General features: G+C 46.2%; 11 protein-coding genes. 6 read left to right on the top strand and 5 right to left on the bottom strand.

The window, feature by feature from the left end; all coding sequences use genetic code 11:
• Positions 1–35: 35 nt before the first annotated feature.
• The 4 genes from LZZ85_RS13740 (at position 36) to ggpS (ending at position 4579) form a co-directional block, all read left to right on the top strand.
• Positions 36–404 carry a hypothetical protein gene (locus LZZ85_RS13740; RefSeq protein WP_237872644.1) on the top strand — a complete coding sequence of 123 codons (369 nt, stop codon included), beginning with the start codon at positions 36–38 and terminating at the stop codon, positions 402–404.
• Positions 405–412: 8 nt separating this feature from the next.
• Complete coding sequence (locus LZZ85_RS13735; protein ID WP_237872642.1) at positions 413–1024, top strand: hypothetical protein; 612 nt, start codon at positions 413–415, stop codon at positions 1022–1024.
• Between the two features lie 246 nt (positions 1025–1270).
• On the top strand, positions 1271–2263 hold the full coding sequence (locus LZZ85_RS13730; RefSeq protein WP_237872639.1) for an NAD(P)H-dependent glycerol-3-phosphate dehydrogenase: 993 nt from the start codon (positions 1271–1273) through the stop codon (positions 2261–2263).
• Positions 2264–2278: 15 nt separating this feature from the next.
• Complete coding sequence (gene ggpS, locus LZZ85_RS13725; RefSeq protein WP_237872638.1) at positions 2279–4579, top strand: glucosylglycerol-phosphate synthase; 2301 nt, start codon at positions 2279–2281, stop codon at positions 4577–4579.
• Between the two features lie 121 nt (positions 4580–4700).
• On the opposite strand, the gene LZZ85_RS13720 is transcribed toward ggpS, so the two are convergent.
• On the bottom strand, positions 4701–7445 hold the full coding sequence (locus LZZ85_RS13720) for a hypothetical protein (RefSeq protein WP_237872636.1): 2745 nt from the start codon (positions 7443–7445) through the stop codon (positions 4701–4703).
• Between the two features lie 351 nt (positions 7446–7796).
• Here LZZ85_RS13720 and LZZ85_RS13715 point away from each other — a divergent pair, with 351 nt between their 5' ends.
• Entirely contained in the window at positions 7797–12857 is a 5061-nt protein-coding gene (locus LZZ85_RS13715; protein WP_237872634.1) for a DUF8693 domain-containing protein, read from the top strand.
• Positions 12858–12907: 50 nt separating this feature from the next.
• On the opposite strand, the gene LZZ85_RS13710 is transcribed toward LZZ85_RS13715, so the two are convergent.
• The 3 genes from LZZ85_RS13710 to LZZ85_RS13700 all read right to left on the bottom strand — a co-directional run bounded on the left by LZZ85_RS13710 (position 12908) and on the right by LZZ85_RS13700 (position 19138).
• Positions 12908–14302, bottom strand: a complete 1395-nt coding sequence (locus tag LZZ85_RS13710; RefSeq protein WP_237872632.1) for an alpha/beta fold hydrolase — start codon at positions 14300–14302, stop codon at positions 12908–12910.
• 519 nt (positions 14303–14821) lie between these two features.
• The gene (locus tag LZZ85_RS13705; RefSeq protein ID WP_237872630.1) at positions 14822–16237 is read right to left on the bottom strand and encodes a hypothetical protein; all 1416 of its coding nucleotides are present in this window, start codon (positions 16235–16237) and stop codon (positions 14822–14824) included.
• 360 nt (positions 16238–16597) lie between these two features.
• Positions 16598–19138 (bottom strand): cation-translocating P-type ATPase, encoded by a 2541-nt coding sequence (locus LZZ85_RS13700; RefSeq protein WP_237872628.1) that lies wholly within the window; start codon positions 19136–19138, stop codon positions 16598–16600.
• A gap of 342 nt (positions 19139–19480) precedes the next feature.
• Between LZZ85_RS13700 and LZZ85_RS13695 the strand changes: the two genes are divergently transcribed.
• Complete coding sequence (locus LZZ85_RS13695) at positions 19481–20074, top strand: hypothetical protein (protein WP_237872626.1); 594 nt, start codon at positions 19481–19483, stop codon at positions 20072–20074.
• 52 nt (positions 20075–20126) lie between these two features.
• On the opposite strand, the gene LZZ85_RS13690 is transcribed toward LZZ85_RS13695, so the two are convergent.
• Positions 20127–21350 (bottom strand): alkaline phosphatase family protein, encoded by a 1224-nt coding sequence (locus LZZ85_RS13690; RefSeq protein ID WP_237872624.1) that lies wholly within the window; start codon positions 21348–21350, stop codon positions 20127–20129.
• Between the last annotated feature and the right edge of the window lie 102 nt (positions 21351–21452).

Here is a 21452-nt window from a genome sequence, read left to right as displayed (position 1 = left end):
GCTAATTTTGGCCCCATCACTATCAATAAAGCAATATGAATATCAGAACAAAGATCGATGAGTGGGAAGTGCGGGACCTGGAAGATAACTCCGTGATCCGCGTGTTGGTTGAGCATAATACGGAAATGGGAAATAAATCCCTGCCCGGCATACAGGTTGTATGTGCCGGCAATTTCGTTAACTACGAGCCATTGCATGTTGAGCGCTGGGCTTATGAAGCCAGGAAATCCGGGACTGCAGAATATCTGATCGAAAGTCCATCCTGGATGGTATATGAAGACCGTTTTGTGAAACACTATCTTCTGACAGGTGAGAAACTGAAAGCAAAAGTTGCGGTGAAAGTACGCAGCAAGGATAAGGTTGTTGAAAAAGAGTACGAGTTGCCTTTTACACTGGAAGATTAATGACACAAATGGAACAATTTACTTCCAGGCAGCTGTATATGATGAATGGAGGCAATACCCTTTACATTTATAAAGATGGTTTTGGTGATGTATATCAGGCCACTCCGTCCGAAGAAGAGGTCTGGAAAGAGGAGATCATCGCCAGTACGTTAAAGAGGATCGATACTGAAACAGAATTCACCTGTCTGCGTGCTGCGATCGATACCCTGATCTTTCATAACTACAAAGGATTGGCCCGTTTACTTGTTGAAAAAATGCAGCATACCAGTCCGGTCAGAATTATCGTATTTGCTACCGGGCTTTGGTTGCTGAAGCAATATAATTGCAGCTTTAGCATTATCTATCATCAGTTCCTTCATCACAGGAATGATTGTTTCCGGGATGTATTCCAGGCGATGATCGAATTCCAGGATAGTATGGCCGCAAGGAATTTTATGATCGAATGTTTGGAAGGAGGTGATGCATTGTTGCATGAGAAGGCTTGCATTACCATTACCATGTGGGCGTATACCGGAATGCCGGAGCTCCGGGCACCGCATTTGCTTGAAAGCCTTAGGGACAGGAATGCTCCTTCTTTCAGTGTGGCGGTGCAGAAGTTGCAACAGATCTTTTTGTGCTGACCGCTGATACCGTAATAGTGCTATTGCCCGGCGTGCAGGGCATTTTGAGGAATGTGGCGAAAAAGTCTTATCGGTAGGACCGGCAGGCGGCGCCAGCAAAGCCCGGTGATGAATTCACTTATGATCTTGCGGGCTTGTCTTTTACATATATCCATCGAAGTTACTTCGTAAAACACTTTTTTCATTTTAATGTTCTTTTAATCTGAGATTAACTCCGTTCCATAGTCAGGGGGATAGCTTTGCGCCATGCTTAACAGGATAACTATTGTTGGCAGCGGCAGCTGGGCAACAGCGCTCGTGAAGATATTTGCAGAAAGTAAAATCAATGTTTCATGGCTTGTACGGGATGCGGCAACTGCAGCGTTTATCAGGCGGCATGGTCATAATCCCCGGTATCTTGGCGCAGCTTCTCTTGATCTCTCTTTTATACACGTTACAGCGGTACAGGCTGATGCGATTGCAGGGTCTTCCCTTGTTGTTTTCGCGGTGCCGTCTGCCTACCTGCAAGCTACTTTACAGGAACATGATGCCGCTCTGCTGACCGGTGTTCCGGTGGCTGTTTCTATCAAAGGATTTGTTCCCGGGACCGGACTCACCCCCAGCCGTTTTGTGGCAACGCAATTGGGACGGAATGAAGAAGATGTCGTGGTTATTGGAGGCCCCTGTCACGCTGAGGAGATTGCGAATAACCGCAATACCTATCTCACGATTGCAGGAGCTGATCAGCAACTGGTGAAAGGGTTGTGTGAGCAGCTAAGCTGTCCGTATGTGCGGGCCATTCAAAGCCTGGATCCCGCAGGAATCGAATATGCAGCCATCCTGAAAAATGTCATTGCAGTAGCCAGTGGTATCGCCCAGGGACTTCTGTATGGGGAGAACTTCCAGGCAGTGTTGGTTGCAAACTCGATGGGCGAAGCAAGCCGGCTGATCGAATCTATAGAGCCGGGAACACGGAATCTTTTTCAGTCAGCATACTTTGGCGATCTTCTGGTAACGGCTTATTCGGATTTCAGCCGCAACCGCACATTAGGGAAACTGATCGGCCGTGGTTACGCGGTCAACAAAGCTTTACAGGCTATGGAAATGGTAGCGGAGGGTTTCAGTGCGTCGAAGGAACTTGAAAGATTGCTGAAGAAATCAGCCTTGCAAACGCCCGTTTTTAATTCTGTATACCGGATCCTCCACAAGCATGCAAATCCTTTTAATGAGTTCAAACTCCTTGAAAGGCAATTTTCTTAAATTAAAACAGGAAATATGTTATTAGCGACTGATCTTGACGGGACTTTCCTGGGTGGGAAGAGTTTACATAAACAACAATTGTACAGGCTTATCAGGGAGAATACTGCCCTGAAACTTGTATTCGTTACAGGAAGGGGACTGGAGTCCGTCATTCCATTATTGAATGATCCGATCATTCCGAATCCGGACTATATCATTTGCGATGTAGGGGCAACCATTGTTAACGGTCATACGCTTGAACCGGTTGAGCCGCTACAAGCTGCCATTGAAAAGAACTGGCCAGGTGAGCTAAAGATCCTCGATGTATTGAAAGATATCCCGGGTCTTGTATACCAGGAAGTGCCGCAGCAAAGGCGCTGTTCTTTTTTTATAGAAGATGAAACGCTGATAGAAACTGTCCGGGAAGCGGTTGCTTCGCTCCGATGCGACGTGATCTATTCCGCGGGGAAGTTTCTTGATGTATTGCCGGGTGGGGTTAATAAAGGAACCTCCCTTACAAAACTGATCGATCATATCAATGTCGATTACAGGGAAGTACTTGTGGCGGGTGACACATTGAATGACCTGTCCATGTATACCTGCGGATTTAACGGTGTGGTTGTTGGTAATGCGGAAGTCCGTTTGGTAGAAGCAACGGAAATGCTGGATGATGTTCACTTCGCAGCGAAGGCCGGCGCCGGTGGTATTACCGAAGCATTGGACATTTTTCCTGCATTCTCTTCACTGGCAAAAATGCCAACGGAGCAGATGCTGGTGAACGCAATATCAGAGACACCACAGCTGGTAATGATGTATCACCGTTTCCCTTATGAAACGACATGGTCGAACGGGAAGAAACAATATGTTTCTCCGAAAAGCCCGAATGGGATCCTTCCAACCCTTCAAAGTTTTTTTGCAAACGGACGTGCGGGTGTATGGATCGCGTGGGAAGAAACAGAGCAGGAGGGAGAAGTGTTGCGTAATTTCTATATCGATAAAGACCGCTATCCGAACCTGATGGCAGCGCGGATAGGACTTACCAGCGATGAGGTGGAATTGTTCTATAAGACATTTGCGAAAGAAGCATTCTGGCCTACGATCTTTTCTTTTGTGGATAAGGCTCAGTTCAATCATCATCACTGGGATCATTTTGTAAAGATCAACAGGCGTTTTGCAGAGAAAGCTGCAGAGCAGGCAGATCACGGCGCAATCGTATGGATACACGATTACAATCTCTGGATGGTGCCCGGGTTCTTACGTCAGTTAAGACCTGATCTTACCATCGCATTCTTTCATCACACGGCATTTCCCGCGGCAAACACGTTTAATATATTGCCATGGAAACGGGAGATCATAGGCAGCCTGTTGCAATGTGATTTTATAGGATTTCATATTCCCCGTTATGTGGAGAATTTTGTGGATGTAGCGAACAGCCTGTTCCCGGTAGTGGCACAGGAGAAGATCAACTGTGCTCCCAGGTTTTTGACCTACAGTGCAGCTATTGGTGTGTCGCAAATGACGCCGGGGATCTTTATGGATCAGCGATCGGTGAAACTTGGTGCATTGCCTGTTGGAATTGATATGCAGCATATCCGGAAGCTTTTTGCAGATGGAAGCATGCAAGCGAAGATCGATACATTGAAACAGGCATTGCGGGGGAAGAAAATGATCGTGAGTGCGGAAAGGCTTGATTATGTAAAAGGCCCGCTTGAGAAGATCCTGGCCTTTGAACAGTTTCTCGAAGAGTACCCTGAATTCCACAGCAAGGTTGAGCTCGTTAATATTTGCACGCCACCCGCGGAAGGCATGAAGGTCTATGATGAGGTGAAGTTGCAGATAGAGCAGGCTGTTGGACGGATCAATGGGAAGTACTCGAATATCAACTGGACACCTATCAGGCTGTTCTTCCGGGCGATCCCATTTGAGGAGATCCTGGCTTACTATGGTGCAGCAGACATCGCGTGGATCACACCGTTGCGGGACGGCCTCAACCTTGTTGCAAAGGAGTACATTGCTGTTCAGGGTGAGGTAAAAGGAGATAAAGGTGTGTTGGTGTTATCTGAATTCGCCGGTGCTGCGGTGGAATTGCCCTATGCGGTGCTGACCAATCCGTATGATCCGAAGGCGTTAAGGGAAAATCTATTACAGGCATTGATCATGAACAGTGAAGAAAGGAACATGCGGATGGAACGACTGTATGAACTTGTTAGCCACTATGACATTAACTACTGGGCTGAAGATTTCCTTTCACAGGCCACGGGAGCTCAGGAGAGCCCGGTTCCGCAAGCCGTTGAGCAAACAACACTGAAAGGCTTCGCTGAAGAAGCGGTTGTTTGATCTGGCAAGAAGTTGCCTTTTGAGTGATTCCTTCCAGTTATACCAGTTTATTTTACCGGCGGAATACTGGAAGGAACACATAATAATCATTTGGAGAACGTCCAGTTATCAGACAGCAATGTTACTGTTCCTCTTTTCTTCTAACGTCGAAGGTCAATTGCTGATAACCGACTTCCCCGTTGGGAGAGATTGCTTCTGCGATCACCAGCATTTTTCCCGTAAGGTCGGCATTGTAAAATGATACTGATGTGCGTCCGGTACTGTCGGTCTGTACATTGGGAGCCCAGTGTATCAGGGAGCGAAGATCCTGTTTTTTCCAGTCATCAGCAGTTGGTTGTTCATACTTTGGTGCAAAGAATGTGCGTTGTGGTGAGAATACCGGGATGGCTGCTTTTGTAATACCCGGTGCACGGTTTGCTCCGAACAAGCCGCTTTTTCCATAGGTATAGATCGCGATCACATTACCCCAGGCAGGTGCATTCATACAGCTTTGCGGAAAGAGTTCGCAATAGAGGGTGCTGAAGTTTTTTGCAAAATCGATCACTTCAAAGGTCTTGACTTCGCTGGGAGGGATAGAAGGGATCAGTGGATAATCATAAGGCATTACAGGAATTCCATCTATCACCACCAGTGTCATTTCCCTGTTATGATGCATGGCATACAATGTACCATCACCGGCGCGTACGATCCTGATCTTATCCGGATAATTAAAGAGAAGTACGCTATATAGTCCATAAGACCATTTTGCTTCATTGGCACGGATGTCATCGCCTTCAATGATAATACTGGGTTTACCGTAGCGGTCTGTAACTTTCTTTCTTTCCGGGGTCAGCACATAGCTTTTTACGATCACTTCGCCAAGCGTAACGCCTTCGGTTGCGGCGATGTAAGCATCTTCTGTTTTTTTCCGGTCAATACTCTTCCTGACAAAAGCCTGTATGGTGCTATCAGGCTGTTCTACTGTCCTGATCTGGTCAAACGCAACAGGTGGCGTTTGTTTCTGATCCAGCGTGATCATGTAATCTTTTTTCTCACCGGATTTGTTATTGGTTTGAATAAGAACATTCACCGTCTGCTGAAAAAGATCATTGATCATAAAGCTGAACCTCCCGGTGCTGTCTGAGGTTGTCGTTTCAACGGATGGTGGTTTGCCAAATGTCATCAGCGTAAGTGACGTTCCTTTCTTTTGCTTCTTACCGAACAATCCGCCTTTTACATTTCCTGAAATTGTCAGGAAGGGTTCGGGCTGAAAGCGGATCGTTTCCTCCGGCTTCACATAGTTATATTTTCGCCAGCCCTGTGTCAGCAAAAGAGCGTCGAGGTCGGCACTTCTTTCCTGTTCTTTTTCGAAGTAGTAGCCAGGCTGCTCAATTGTTCCTTTCAGATCTGAACTAAGCAGCAGGTAAGATATTATGTTCTGCCTGTTGAGCTGCATGTCTCCCAGTTGATCTTTATTCAGCACGGTAACAGAGATGCTGGCCTTTGTTGGTTTGCCTTCGCTGTTTTTTGTATCGATCAGGAGTGTGCTTTTTTCGCGCTGCTGATAGTTGGGTTTGTCGGTGTTAAGGGAAAGGTTCAGCCGGTGTTCGGGCCTGCTGTTAAAATAGAGCCGTTCAGCCACCGGCATTGATGTATCCCGCATAATTGCAAAGGCGATCACGCCATCCGGCAGACTGGCTGTTGGTAGGGAGAATTCCAGCATGCCGTTTTTCAAACGCCCTCTTATATCAAAATAAACGAGACCCCGGCAGGATGCCCGTACTATTACACTGTCTTCCCCGGTATTTGAGTAAGCTCTTATGAGAATGCGATCTGCAGGTTTACTGATGTTTAATACATATCCGTTTGCAGAAACACGTGGCAGTGTGAAGCTTCTTGCAGGTGAAGCAGACTCTCCGGTGTTAAGAACTTTGGCAGTGTATCGCTCGGTGCTATCGGCGAAAGGAAGAGTAACGGTTCCCATGCCGAAGGTATTGGTTTTGAAATGGGCGACTGCCTCTCCTTTGCCATTGACGATATCCCCCTGAATGACTTTCCCTTTGCCAGAGCTGTCCAATGCCTTTACTCCGAGAACAGCAGGCAATCCGTGGATCAGTTCACCGCTTTCAGGAAAGAACTGAAGGTCCAGGTAGTTCTTTGCGAAAAGAATGGTTCTCGAATAAGTCCTCAGGTTTTTCGTTTGCAGTTGAAGTGTGACCAACTGCCCATCTTGCGGCAGGGGATATTTTAACAGGTAATTCCCCTTGTCATTTTTGCCGATCACCAGCGTATCTTTTTTATCATCCAGTGTAACAAACAGGGTAAGGTTTTTGGTATGAGCGCTGTCTATTACAAGAGGGTCAAACAATGCGTTGATGTATTGGTGTTGATTGTCCTCGTTCACCAGGGTAATGTCCCTGATCGGATTTACTTTCACCACATTACCGGATGCGAAGACCTGGAGATACTCGCGGAATATAAAATCAGCACCAAAGTTCTTATTCCATTCAGTGTAGGCGCGGAGCTGGTAAAGTCCTTCGGGATAGTCCGCACTCAGTTCAATAAAACCATCGCCAACTCCTTCAGTGATGCGGATCAGTTTTTTCTCCATTATTTTTTCGGAAGGATCGACCAGTTCTACGTATAGTACGCCGCTTAGTTTTGTAGGGAAATGCTCTACTGCGTCGGTTACGACAGCCCGGAACCAGATGGTCTTGTTGTTAGTGTAAACGCGGCTGTCAGTCTGAATGTAGATCTTCTCTGCCAGCGAAGAAAAAGCGAATATGTTTTTATCCTGTGAAAATGCAGGAATTGAGGTCAGGAAAAGACTGATGAGCAATAAGAAAAGAACCGGTGGAAAGAAATGACTTGAACGAATGTTTTTCATCTGGCTAATTTTCGCGGCGTTATTGTTGGTGATGGCTATGAAGATAAACCGCAAATGCGAGAACCGGTCTTGGTATATATTAATATAAGAAGCAGTATCGGGAAATATTCTCGTCTTACAGGCGCGCATGCGGAAAAAAGGTCTGGAGGACGGTTAAGCAATGAGGAGCGGCCAGCTTTTTCTTGACAAATGATAAGAAAAGTAAATAAAACCCGGATCGGGGCAATATTCGTAATAGTCCACCGTTAGGTATTTACCCTTAGTTTCATTAAGTGAAATCACAGGTTGTCCATGCTTGAAAGTCAGGCAAAAGACGGAAAACAACCATAATCCATTATCCACCGAATTGCTATGAGAAAGTTTCTACTTTTCTTCTTGTTACCCTTTTGCGCCTCAGCCGTATCGGGTCAGACAACTTTTACCTGGAACGGGTCAGTTTCGTCAGACTGGTCAGCTCCTGCGAACTGGACGCCCGCGGGCGTTCCCACTTCAACTGACAATGTTATCATCGTGAATACTGCAAACAGTTGCCGTTTGAACGGAGATGTTTCAGTCAATAACCTGACACTTACCAGCGGCACTTTTAACCTGTCAGGATTTGCAATCACCGTGAACGGAACAAACTTTACGTGTACAGCAGGTACCATTCAACCCGGGAAGTTAGTTGTAGCCGGGGCGAATAATGTTTCCTTTGGAAACGGTCCATTAGTGTTCAATTGCAAAACAAGCATCACTGCTGCAACGATGATCGTGAGGAATACGCGCTTTGAAGATTCTGTATACCTGCATAAGACGGGAACAACGGGTGATGGTAATCATGGCAACAATATATTTAATGCGCCTTTGAATGTTCTTTGTTCGGGTTCGGGTACATTGATGTTAGGTACGTCTATGGCGGATCAGTTCAATGCGCCGTCCGTGTTCACCAATACAGGTGTAGGAAACCTGTATGTAGCATCGGGCGCGAGCGGGCATGTATTTAATGCTCCCGTAACTTTTAATAATATGGCTTCCAGCAGTAGCGCGATCTATGTTTCGAATACTTCCACCTCAACCATTTTTAATGCAGACATCACGGTGAATAATACTGGCCAGGGGATCTTTTTCTGTCATGGAAACAGTTCGGCCCAGGCAACTCTGGCAGCCGGATACAGGATTTTGATCGGGACAGATGGGTTTAGTGCTGGATCTCTTTCCCTGCGGCAATTCAATCAATCGGGTGCAACGCCGCAAAATATTACGCTCACTTCAACGGCAACTTTGCGTTTCGGACCACTGTCAACTTTTGACGGAAATATTACCAGCAGCAGTCCCGGTTTGCTTCTCAACGGCGCAACATTCAATGGCGTTACTTCTTTTCTGAAAACAGGGGCAAACGGAGATTGGAGTAGTGGAGGAAATACTTTCAATGGCCAGTGTTCGATCACGAACAGTGGGGAAAGTTTTCTTGTTCTTGGCAATTATGCTTCGGATGTATGGAACGAAGATGTAACGTTCACCGCCAATGGAGCTGACAGGATCTTACCCGGCTGGAGAGGGCAGACATGGTTCAATGGTAACATTTTTCTGAATTCAAATGATACGGCAAGAGGTATTCAGTTCTGCGGAGGAGATACCTCCGCCCGGACTTATCTTGCTGCTGGAAAGACGATCAGGGAAGGGGCAACTGGCATTACTTCAGGATATGTTTATCTGCGCCAGTTCTTTCAGCAGGGGAATACGCCTGTTGTTATTACAGCAACAGTAAATGGCTCGGTTTACCTTGGTCCCAACAGTGATTTTGAAGCACCGGTAACTATTACCGCACCGAATATTTATGCACAGGGTGCAATCTATCATGCGCCTGTACGGTTTGTAAAAACAGGCGGCGGCGGCAATGCCAACAATGGTTATCAGAACATATTTGAGTCCACCTGTGAGATAGATCAGCAGAGTAATACGGGATATTTCACGCTTGGACATCGATCGAATGATCTGTTCAAAGATGATATAATTGTAAATAACTCAGGTACTGCATCTATTTATCTTGGTAATAATGCTTATGGTAGCGCTCCAGAATTAGCGGCGGGCAAAACAATCAGGGTTGGCGCCACAGGGTTTTCAGCAGGATATCTTTATCTCAAACATTTTATACAGCAGGGCAATGAACCGATAAGACTCGACTTCACCGGTACAGCAGCGCTTGCGATCTCCGATACATCCATTATTGGTGGAGATCTTATTACGAATACACCGGGCATATATTTTAATGGAGGTGTTTTCAGGAGCAAAGTGAATTCGGTTAAAACCGGTACCAATAGTGATTACTCAAATGGTGGTAATATATTCAATGGTGACGTGTCTTTGCTGAATAGCGGAACCGGCTATCTTATATTAGGAGGTTCAAGGCCAGATTCATTTTTTGCCAGGAGCAGCTTTCACAGTGACGGTACGTCTTATGTTGGTTTGGGTTGGAATACTGCCGGCACTTATTTTGGTGATGATATTGTGGTGGCAAGTACGGGGTCATCAAGGGGGATTTATTTTACCAATAATGCGGTTACCAGTTCAGCAACATTAAAAGCCGGTCATTCGATCAGTGTACAACTGGATAGTTTTATTATAGGATCATTGGCGATCCGCCGGTTTACGCAGGAAGGAAATGCACCGGTAACACTTAATATGTCTGGTACTTCCCAACTGACAGTCGGACCCGGTGTGTTATTAGGAGGGGACATAACAGTCTCCGCTCCGGGTTTTTATCTGAATGGTGCGGAATATTCGGGCACAACTGACTTTACGAAAACGGGAGCATCAAGTGAAAGCAGTGAGGGTGGCAATATATTCCGCGGGGTTAGTCGTATCCGGAATAGCGGTGCTGGCTATTATTTGTTAGGAGACAGGTATGCAGACACCTGGTATGATGATGCTCATTTTACCACTGCCGGAACTGAACGGGCTTTGGTGGCGTGGAGTACTCCGGGGAATATGTTCAATGGAAATGTTTATGTGAATTCTACAGGCACTGCAACAGGTGTTCGTTTCTGCGGAGGTAATACCACAGCCACGGCTACAATTGCAGCAGGTAAAACGCTTGCAGTGGGAGCAGACGGGTTTACATCCGGCTATCTGCAACTGCGGCAGTTCACCAAACTTGGTTCAGCTCCCATTAACCTCTCCTTCGCCAGTACGGCAAGCTATGTACAGTATGGCCCTTCATCTGTATTTGATGGAGATGTAACTTCTTCGACTCCTGGTTTGTTCGTTCACTCTTCCACATTCAACGGCAAAGTGAATTTCACAAAAACCGGCGCGAATACAGACTATAGCAACGGTGGAAATATATTCAATGATGAAACAGTGATCACGAACGCTGGTTCCAGCTCTATTGTATTCGGACAAAACGCACCGGACCTTTTTAATGCTACGACGACCTTCAATAACACCGGGACGGCCAATATGCATATGGCCAATAATTCAACCGGAAATACTTTCAAAGGCGTGACCTATATCAATAACCTGCCTTTGAATAATTCAGCGATCTACATTTCGGGCAATAGTCCCTCGACAGTTTTTGACAATAATGTTCTTGTAACATCAATCAATGGTGGAGGGATAGAATTCTGCGGTAACAGCATTGCTTCTGCAACGCTTACCGCGGGGCATACGATCAGGGTTGGCAGTGCAGGCTTTACGGCGGGACGGCTGTTGTTGAGACAATTCACACAAGTTGGCACAACGGCTCAAAGCCTTACCCTGGCAGGGGGGACACTGGCCTTCGGACCTTCCTCTCTTTTTGGCGGGGAGATTGTAACGAACAGCAGTGCCTTAACGTTGAACAGTACAGTGTTTGAAAGCGCTGCAAGCTTTACAAAAACAGGGGCTTCGAATGATAACTGTGCCGGTAGTAATATCTTCCAATCGACTTCCTCATTTACGACCACAGGTACCGGAAATCTTGCACTGGCTTATACCAATCCCGACAGACATGTTGGTGATGCCACCTTTATTCAGCTATCTACCGGAAGGATGTATCCAAACTATAATGCGAATGTGGATTACCTCGGAAATGTGAACGTCACATCCTCTTCAGGTCTTGCGATCACGTTTGGCGCCGGTAACGGGACTGCCAGCTTTACAGGAACCGGGGCGCAGGCGTTTAATGTGACAGCAGGATCTGCAGTGCCGGTCATTTCAAGAATGGTCCTTGATAATACCGCCGCAGGTTTGACACTGAATAGTAATGTCAACATAAGCCGTACGCTTGCACTCAGCCGGGGCTTATTGCATACTACCTCTGCTGCAATATTAACGATGCTGAATAATTCTACGACAACAGCCGGCACGGCATTGTCGACAAGCTATGTGGATGGCCCGATGCGTTATCAGAAATCAGCTTCAGGCTCCACCATACTAAACTTCCCGATCGGTGGCGGCGGTTATAGCAGACCGGTCGTATTGACTGTGAACCATACCAATGGAGCGTTGTATACTTACCAGGCTCAAATGCATAATTCGAGTGCCAGGGCTCTGAACTATACGCTGCCTTTTTCCGTATCAAATGTTTCAGAACGCCGTTACTACACAATAGACCGCTACAATTCCTCTATGGTGAATCAGCCAACAGCCGATCTTTCAGGTAACCAATTCATAGAAATATTTTTCGGGGAACAGGATGTCGTGAAAGACGGGTCTAAAGTAACGATCGTAAAGAACCTGCATACAGCACCAACATCATGGATAAATATTGGCGGTGCTGGTGGGCCTGCTTATGACGCGGGTAACAATCTCACGGGTAGCCTCCGTTCTACCTCCAGCCCTTCTGCATTCAACTCTTTTTCTACGTTTGCCCTCGGCAATATAGTAGGGGGAATGAATCCTCTGCCGGCAACGATCGTCGATTTCCAGGCGGTGTCCGCGGGTAACAATGTTTTACTTAACTGGGCAACAGCGTCAGAGCAGAACAACAGTTATTTCACGATCGAGCGCAGCGCGGACGGAACTTCCTTCCATGGCCTGAAACAGGTTACTTCACTGGCTGCCGGAGGAAATAGCAGCGTGACATTGAATTACGGATCAATAGATGCAACACCGCTTTCCGGGGTAAGCTATTATCGCCTGAAACAAACCGACAGGAACGGGCAATCAACTTACGGAAAACAGGTGAAGGTTGACCGCAGGCAGGATGGATCGCTGAGCTTCTATCCCAACCCTGCCAGCAAACAGATCCGCTTTAATGGCTTTGCACTTAATGAACAGAAGGCATCTATTGAATGGTGGGATATGGGAGGCAGAAGTGTGTTGAAAGGAACTCTTTCCGTTGCCGGAGGTTCGGCAATGATGAACATTAATTTGCCGGATGGTGTTTATATAACACGCATTACACTAGCGGATGGGACGATATTCCTTCGGCAGGTGATGATAAGGAACTAATAAAACGAGGCTGGTGAATAACCAGCCTTTTTTAATATCCTGATGACGAGCTACTCCATTTTTTTTATTGATCCGCCGGGCGCTTCAAGTTTTTGATATGGATCATCAAGGAACTTTTGCGTGAGCAGGCGGAATTCGGGAGAGCCGACGCCGTGCCCTTTTTTCAGAAAAAGAAAACACTGGCTGTTAGGGAAATAATGACGGAGTTGCCATACATATAATGGACTGCAGGCGGCATCCATTTCGCCGTCGGCAATGAGCGCGGGCACTATGCTGTAAAAAGCTTCTTTGGTATTCCTGCTGACTGGTGGAACTCCGAAGCAATCGCACATTGCTTTGTATACATCATTGATCCTGTAGTCGCGAAGGAAAGGATAAAGTTTGTAGACCTGCTGTATTCTTTCCGGGTTATGATAGCTGGCCTGGTCGGCACAGTAAACAGCCATGCGCATGCCATCGGGGGCCGGGTAGCGCTTCATCATCCGTTCGAGATAAGGACGGATATACGTTTCATGATCACCGGAGATGAGTTTGTTTACAATAAAGGGAACTTCTTTGATCCTGTTATTATCAAGGATCGCTGACACAATGATCTGAAGCAGTTCATTCTTCGTGTACGCCACCTGCCTGGTAACTGTACCGTCCGGAACCGGCTGGTAGAATTTTTTGTCTACGATAGAATTAAAGTAATTAATAAAACGGTTGTAGAGATCCCCGTAAGAAGCTTTATCTGCCGAATCCTTTTCGCAATAGCTGGAAAGTGTGCGCATTGCTTCCATGAAGTGAACGGGTTCGTCTTCATCTATTGGGGAGAACGTAGGCAGGGGAGAGTCCAGTACCATCGATCTGACACGGTCCGGTGCTTTCCGGGCAACGGCCGTCATCAACCCACCGCTGTAAGAGCCTCCGGACAGATTGATCGAATCAATTCGTAAAAGTTTCAACAGGTCGATAATATCATCAACCGTTTCTGCGCTATTGTATCCAGCAAGATCGATCCCGCGTTTTTCAAGTCGCTGTTTATAACGATTTACACCAACGATCGTCATGCTGTCTATGGAGAGGTTGTAGCGATACGCTTCATGCCAGGCGCTGTCAAGCTCCGTATTTCGGAGATAAGGGATGGCGTATTTCGTTCCGCGTTGCTCGAATGCAATGCAATCACGGGTTTCGATAATTGAACTTCGGGTAATGCCCTGCGCCCAGCTCAGTGAACTGTTGCCTGGCCCACCACTGGTAAAGAGGACCGGATCTTTTTTCTTGTCCGGACTTTTGCTTCTGACAATAATATAAGGAAGACGGATCGGCCGGCTATTTTTTTTACGGCGGTTTTCCGGAACAATAAGATAGCCGCAATCGGTTTTGAAGCCTGAATCTATTTTATTGAGAAAGACTGAATCGCTGCGAAGTGTCGGCGGAACAGAGCCGAGATAGACACTATCCATTTTAAAATTGCAATTACACGGCTGAATAAGGGGGAGCTTTTGAGCCGAACAACAAAGGCTCAGCAGGCAAAAGAGAAATGTTGGTAATGGCTGGTTCATAAGTACGAATATAATTAAATCGTAATAAATAACGAAAGTCTTCGTATTTATTACGATTTATTGATCTAAAGAGATTATTACGCCGGATGGAATGTATGCAGGTGTTGAAGAATGATGTTTCTTCTTTCGTAAATCATTTTTCCTGTTAGTGCAAGACGGTACAATCGTTTGAAATACCTTTGCGCCAGAGCGTTCAAAAAGAATTTGATTTCAGGCAAAAGAATTCTCTAAGCAGTTAGTTTAGCGACCCTTTCATTCCTGACGGGGTCTTTTTATTGCGTGAGTTTGAGTTGAAGGGAGAGCCTTACTGTGGTCGGTAGCCGGCATCTCGGGGAAGGAACCTTTCCTTTCAAGAGATAAAATAGAAGAGGCCATTCCTTCAGGAATAAGCCTCTCATGAATCGGTATAATTTCATTCTGTTACAGATCAGATGAGAAATCTGTAACGCTTGCTTTGTTCACTTCTATTTTGGAAATGCGAACGGTCATTGTTGTTTTGCCGTCAGTGTGTTTCTCCGTAAAAGGCAGGAGTACTCCGTTTACATCCCTGAAATCTTCGTAAGTAATCCCCTGAAATACTGTTGCGGTTTGTTTTGCTTCGCCGATTATCCGGAAATCATCTGTGCATATCAAAACCATCTCCACACCATCGGAAGAGTAAGTAAGGCTGAAGCCGGATTTTTGTTTCTTCACGGTGCCTGTATTAAGCTGTTGGATTTTTGATTTTCGGAGACCCGCAAGTCCGGCAGAAAACCCTGCTTTCAGTTCTTTCACACGCTGGTCATTCAGTGTGGTCTTTTTGCCTTTTAACCATTGCCATCCGGAATTTCCTTCCAGTTGTTCAACCATGATAAGTTTTCCGTTTTGTCTTGTTTCAAGACGTGTCCATTCACGGCTATAATCTGTTACAGCTTTCAGTGCCAGCCCCTGAAGCGTAGCTTCAACAGTTACGCTTTTTAGCTGATCGATCGCAGCCGCACCATGAGCGGAGCGCATCTTTTCGGTCAGGGAGGATGCTGACACATCAGTGGCCGTTGAACCGGTTGCTGTATTGTTATCGTCTGTTTTGCTCCGCGCACTGGTGTTGGTTTCAGGCTTTTTGTTCTTCAACTTTTTCGTAATCTCTTCCTGTGTCATTTCGAAGTACAGGTCGCCATTGATCGTAGCCATGGTTTCTCCTTTAGCATCTTTATGTGTAAAGATGCTGGATACAGCTTTCTTTCCATCCGCGGTGGTCAGGGTAAGTACACCATCCTTTATTGTATAGGTGCCGGCAGTATTGTCACTGCTGTTGGTTCCGCCGCCGATATTGTCGCCGATCACCGCCACAACTTTAGATGCGTCCTGTGAGAAGTTCCCCTTTCCATCAAAATAGATATACCTGTTCCCGCTTACACCAACATAGGGCAGGTTTGATCCGATGCCGCCACCTCCGCTAGCGTATTTGAATTCATACAGACCTTTGGGGATGCTGTTCGCCATCACCATTTTAAACAGGATATAGCCGCCACCACTTTTAAGTTTTTCCGGGCTGACGATCGAAAAGGTCCGGGGTTTACGTTTGGGATCACTATAGTTGAGCACTACATCTTTCCCCTGCACGCTCCATTTTCCTTCAACATGTGTTTTCCAGTCAGCTTTCTCCATGCTTTGAGAGAATGTTTTATCCGGCCGGAGATAGAGTGTCAGATCTTCCCGGTCCATTCCTCCTCCGATCATCGGGCTGATGCTTAAAATGACACCTGAATAAACACCGCCAACAGACTGCGACTGACATCCGGTATTCAGGGTAAGTAATGACAAACAAAGGCTAAGTACAATCAATGATGTTTTCATGATTATAAGGTTTTGTGTGTGTGGCGAAAGGGTATTGGCGCGGGTGCAAGAATGTTGCCAGATTAGGAGGGAGCTGAGGTTTAAAGGTTAAACGTTTAAGTGTTTGAGGACAGAGGCTTGAGATAGATTGGCGCGTGTTTAAGTAACTCTGCCAGGCTGAGTGATCTGAGGGATAGTATTATTGATTCAGTTGGCGTAGAAGTATCGCAATGGACGCAAAGGATCGCAAAGATCGCAATGAAAATTCTTGTTCCAAACGAATCTCTTTGCGTTCATTGCGATACTTCTACGCCTCAGGCTTATGCAGGCGGCCATCGTTTTTATTGAGTGAAAGCGCCTGCAGAAAGCATTCTGCGATGATCATTTCTTTTTCTTATCCATTGATCTCTTTATTAGCTTTTCGATCTCTACGACTACAAACACGATTGCGGAAGCGCCGAATGCAAGCCCCAGTTCACCGGCGGTCAATGGTTGCGTATGAAAGAATCCGTTCAGAATCGGAACATAGATCACGGCTAATTGCAGCAGAACGGTTCCGCCTACAGCGAGCAGCAAGGGTGTGTTGGTAAATAAGCCGATGGAGAACAGTGATCTTTTTTCGCTCCGGATCGCCATCACATGCCAAAGCTGTGCCAGACAGAGCACGGTGAATACGATGGTCTGCCAATGCGTTTCTGTATGATTGATCGAATACCATTGTGTGCCGACCGTTAATAAGCCGATAAATAAACCTACCCAAAGAATGTGTATGCCAAGCCCCTGTGCAAAGATGCTTTCTTTTGGACTTCTTGGCGGTCTTTCCATAATACTCTTTTCTTCTGCTTCCGTCGCTAACGCAAGTGCGGGAAGTCCGTCAGTAACCAGGTTTACCCAAAGGATATGAACCGGTAATAGGGGGATCGGTAATCCTACGATAGGGGCGAGGACGATCGTCCAGATCTCGGCGGCATTACCGGTAAGGATATATTTTATGAACTTCCTGATGTTGTCATAAATACGCCGTCCTTCCCTGACTGCTTTTACGATAGTGGCGAAGTTGTCATCCAGCAGTATCATGCTGGATGATTCTTTGGTGACATCTGTGCCGGTTATACCCATTGCAACGCCGATGTTTGCCTGCTTTAATGAGGGCGCGTCGTTTACTCCATCACCTGTCATAGAGACAAACTGATGGTGATTTTGCAAAGCCTTTACGATCTTCAGTTTTTGTTCGGGAGACACGCGGGCATATACGCGAAGAGCTTCCACTTTTTCATCAAGCTGCTGATCAGAAAGAGCTTCCAGTTCTTTGCCAGTGATCACCTGTTCTTCTTTTTCTACGATGCCGAGTTCTTTGCCGATCGCTGCCGCAGTTAAAGGGTGATCGCCGGTGATCATCACGGGTACGATGCCTGCACGTTTACATTCACCGATGGCGTCCTTTGCTTCCTTGCGTGGCGGATCGATCATTCCGGCGAGGCCAATGAATGCAAGCTCTTTTTCCAGTTCTTCTGCAACTGGTTTATCGGGAAGCTGGTCAAGCATTTTGCCTGCGAAACCGATCACACGCATGCCTTCTTTTGCCATCTGCTCTTCCTGCTTTTTTATTTCATCAGAGAAGTTTTTGTCTGCGAGCATTCCCTGTATGGATTCGGTGGCGCCTTTTGTGATCATCCAGTATTTGCCCTCTTTCTCATGAATGGTCGTCATCGCTTTTCTTTCCGAATCGAACGGGATCTCCTTCAGCCGTTTTAGCTCTTCCTGATCTTTCGCATAGGCCAGCATGGCTACCTCCGTTGGATCGCCGGTCCATTTTCCATCTTTCTCTTCGGAATCATGGCTTGATCGCATTGCTGAAAGCAGCATGTCTTCCCCTTCCTTGTCTGCAGTCCAAATGGATTTTACTTCCATTTCATTTTTCGTGAGTGTTCCTGTTTTGTCTGTGCAGATATATGTGACAGATCCCAGTGCTTCCACGGCGTACAGTTTCCTGATGAGTACCTGTTGTTTCATGAGCCGGCGTGCGCCAAGTGCCAGGGAAACGGATACGACGGCCGGTAAAGCTTCAGGAATGGCCGCAACGGCGAGGGATAAGGTTGTCAGTAGTAATTGCTCCCAGGGTTCATTCCGGATGAACCCGACTGCGAAGAGGATTGCGCAAAGTATGATGATGATGACGGTGAGCCTTCTGCTGAATGCTGACAGCCGTTTCTGCAGAGGCGTGCTGCTTTCGGCATCATCGAGCATGCCGGCGATCTTGCCGAGTTCTGTTTGCATGCCGGTGGCTATCACCACGCCTTTTGCTTTTCCGCTGGTGATGGCTGTTCCTTTGAAGGCCATATTAAATCTGTCACCCAGGGGCGGATCCTGTTCTTCAAGTGTGTCGGGATTTTTATCCACGGTATTGGATTCGCCGGTCAGGCTTGCCTCATTTATTTTCAGCGCATCTGATTCCATGATGCGGAGATCCGCGGGGACAGTGTCGCCGGCAGTGAGGGATACTATGTCGCCGGGCACGAGCTCCACGGACTCAACTTTGGAAGTTTGGCCGTTTCGCAATACGTTAGTGGATGGTGCGGACATCTTCTGCAGCGCCTCCATTGCCTTTTCTGCCCGGTATTCCTGGACAAAGCCGATGATCGCATTTAATATAAGGATGATGACGATCACAATAGTATCCGACAGCTCTCCAAGAAATGCGGAAATGACAGCTGCGACGATGAGAACCAGTACCATCACATCTAAGAACTGTCTAAGAAAGATGGTGATGGCCGTTTTCTTCTTTTTTGCTTTCAGTTCGTTCTTACCAAACTCTGCCTGCTTTTTTTGGACGGCATCATCCGAAAGGCCATTGCTGTTACTGCCGGTTTCTTGCAGTACTTTGTCTATGCTGAGCGAATGCCAGGAGGTACTTTTGTCCATATTTGGTATCAGGGATAGGTGTGAAGTAGTAAAATATATAGTGATTATTAATAGTAAAAGTATATAATATCATGCCGGATTTGGCGCAACCGGAATTGTTATTTGTTGGCTATATCACGTTTTGATATGTAAAAAATAAAGAAACGATCCGGTTGTAGCAGAAGTCTTGTTGACCGGATTTTTGGGGTATATTAGTATTTCTGCTTTTACCGGAACACTTATAATGAAGGTTGTATGAAATGGTTGCTATTCTGCTTAGTTGTTGTTAGTCTGTTTGCATGCACCGTACAGAAGGGAGCTGACGCGCAACTTAAGCCTGCAATTTCCACAAGAGATAGCGTTATGTCATATTACCAGCTTTCGTTGGAGTATGCAGGTTCTTCCATTGTTTTGAAGAAAAGCAGCCGGTTTACTTTCGAATCCTGGGATTGTGTCAGCAGGAGGAGGTCAGGTGGAACCTGGAGCCGTGTGAAAGATACATTGTTCCTGCACAGTGATCTTCAAGTGAACGATGTGCAGATACGTCTTTCTTTTAAAAAAGGACCGTCGCATGACAGCCTCAGGATAGCAATGCTCAAAGATGTTTCCGGGAGAGAGCTGGTATATTCAAAAGTCATGTTCAATTATGATTCTGCATTCAGTTACATCATGGGCGTAGATGACCGGGCTTTTGCGCCGCGGGAAATTCGTTCGATAAAATTTGATTTGGGAAATGACACCCGTACAAGATGGTATTCTCTTCCGGAAGGATTTACAGGTGTAGTTCTTTCTTATTTAGATATCACCGTTGAAGAGCTGGATAATTATTGTTTTATGGATCGGCAAAGATTTATCATGAAAGGAAAGAAGATCTATCCGATTGCAGAAAATGTGTCGGCGGGAAATACTGGCCGCATGATCCGTTCAAAACACTTTTATTCAAAAGTAAAGCGCTAAAAAAGCGCGTCAACTTTCGAGGACGCGCTTTGCTTCATTCAATCTGAAAGATTTATTTCACGATGACCCAGCGGTTCAGGTAGTTTTCTTTTGTTTCAATCACCACTTTGTAAAAGTTACTGTTCATAGAACTAACATCGATCACAGCCTCTTTAGCTGAAACGGGAACGGTTTTAACAAGCTTATATTCATCATTTCCGCCTTCTTTAAAATTATTGGTAGTAGTAAGCCAGATCTTTGCGTCTCCCTTGCCAGTAGCCTTCCAGGATACGGTCAGTTTACCTTCGCTAAGTGATGCCTGCGCATCGGTGGCGGAAAGCTTGCCTGTAAGAGAAATCCCGTCAATCTCCATCAGCCTTTCTTTCGGGATCTGCAGCCCGATATGTTTTGCCATTGATGGCATGATGTCGACTACACCCGGATTTCCATTTTTGAAATAATCATTCAGCCCTTTCGCATTGGTGACGATCCAGGTGCTGCGTTCACGGTCTGACTGGCCGCCATGTCCTTTGCCCGTTTTTGCATCACGGCCATGGTCTGTTGTGATATAGATCACCCAGTCTTCCCTGAATTCTTTCTGACGATACTCGATAGCTTCCCAGAGGCGGCCCATCTGCTGATCCATTAATGCTACTGCACGGAAGAATTCAGGACTGTCGCCAAACATGTGACCCATATCATCCGTGTATTCAAGATAAACCCAGGAAAGGTCCGGTGCTTCTTTTTTAATGTGATCTGTTGCGTTGTTCACAACTGCTTCGTCAATGCGATGCATGAAATCACGCTTCTTGTCGTGCGGGTAATTAACGGTATCCAATTCAAGTCCGTCAAAATGATAACTCAGCTTAAGATTGTTGGTTTGCGATAAGCTTTCGCCAACGAGCTTCGTACGGTTATCAATCCAGCTTGAAAATACGGCTGTCTTCTTTTCCGGATATTGCTCTTTTAAAAAACGGAAGATCGTCCAGTAATTATAATTTGGAGCTTTGATATCATTGTCCCAGACATTGTGTTTATTCACCCAGGTGCCTGTCAGCAGAGAATTATAGCCTACGGCCGAGATGGTCGGCGTTTGAGAGTAGCCGCCTTTTTCACCACCGACATGTGCCCTCGTATATCCACCCACTTTCGCGATCTTATCCAGAAAAGGAGTGGGTTGTTTTTCAATTACATCCGCCGCGATCCCGTCAACAATAACAAAGATCGCCTTCTTTTTCTGTCCTGCTACCAGCATTGCCAGCATCATTACCAGCAATGTTATACTTTGTTTTTTCATGTAAACTGTTTGTGAAAAGGAAAGGAAGTTAAGGGTAAAAGGTGGAAAGGGAAGGGTTTGGAAGTTTAATAGTTTAAAAGTTTAATAGTTTAATAGTTTAAA

The sequence above is a fragment of the Terrimonas ginsenosidimutans genome (assembly GCF_022012415.1).
GTDB classification, from domain to species: domain Bacteria; phylum Bacteroidota; class Bacteroidia; order Chitinophagales; family Chitinophagaceae; genus Terrimonas_A; species Terrimonas_A ginsenosidimutans.
This window is presented reverse-complemented; position numbering and strand designations above follow the sequence as displayed.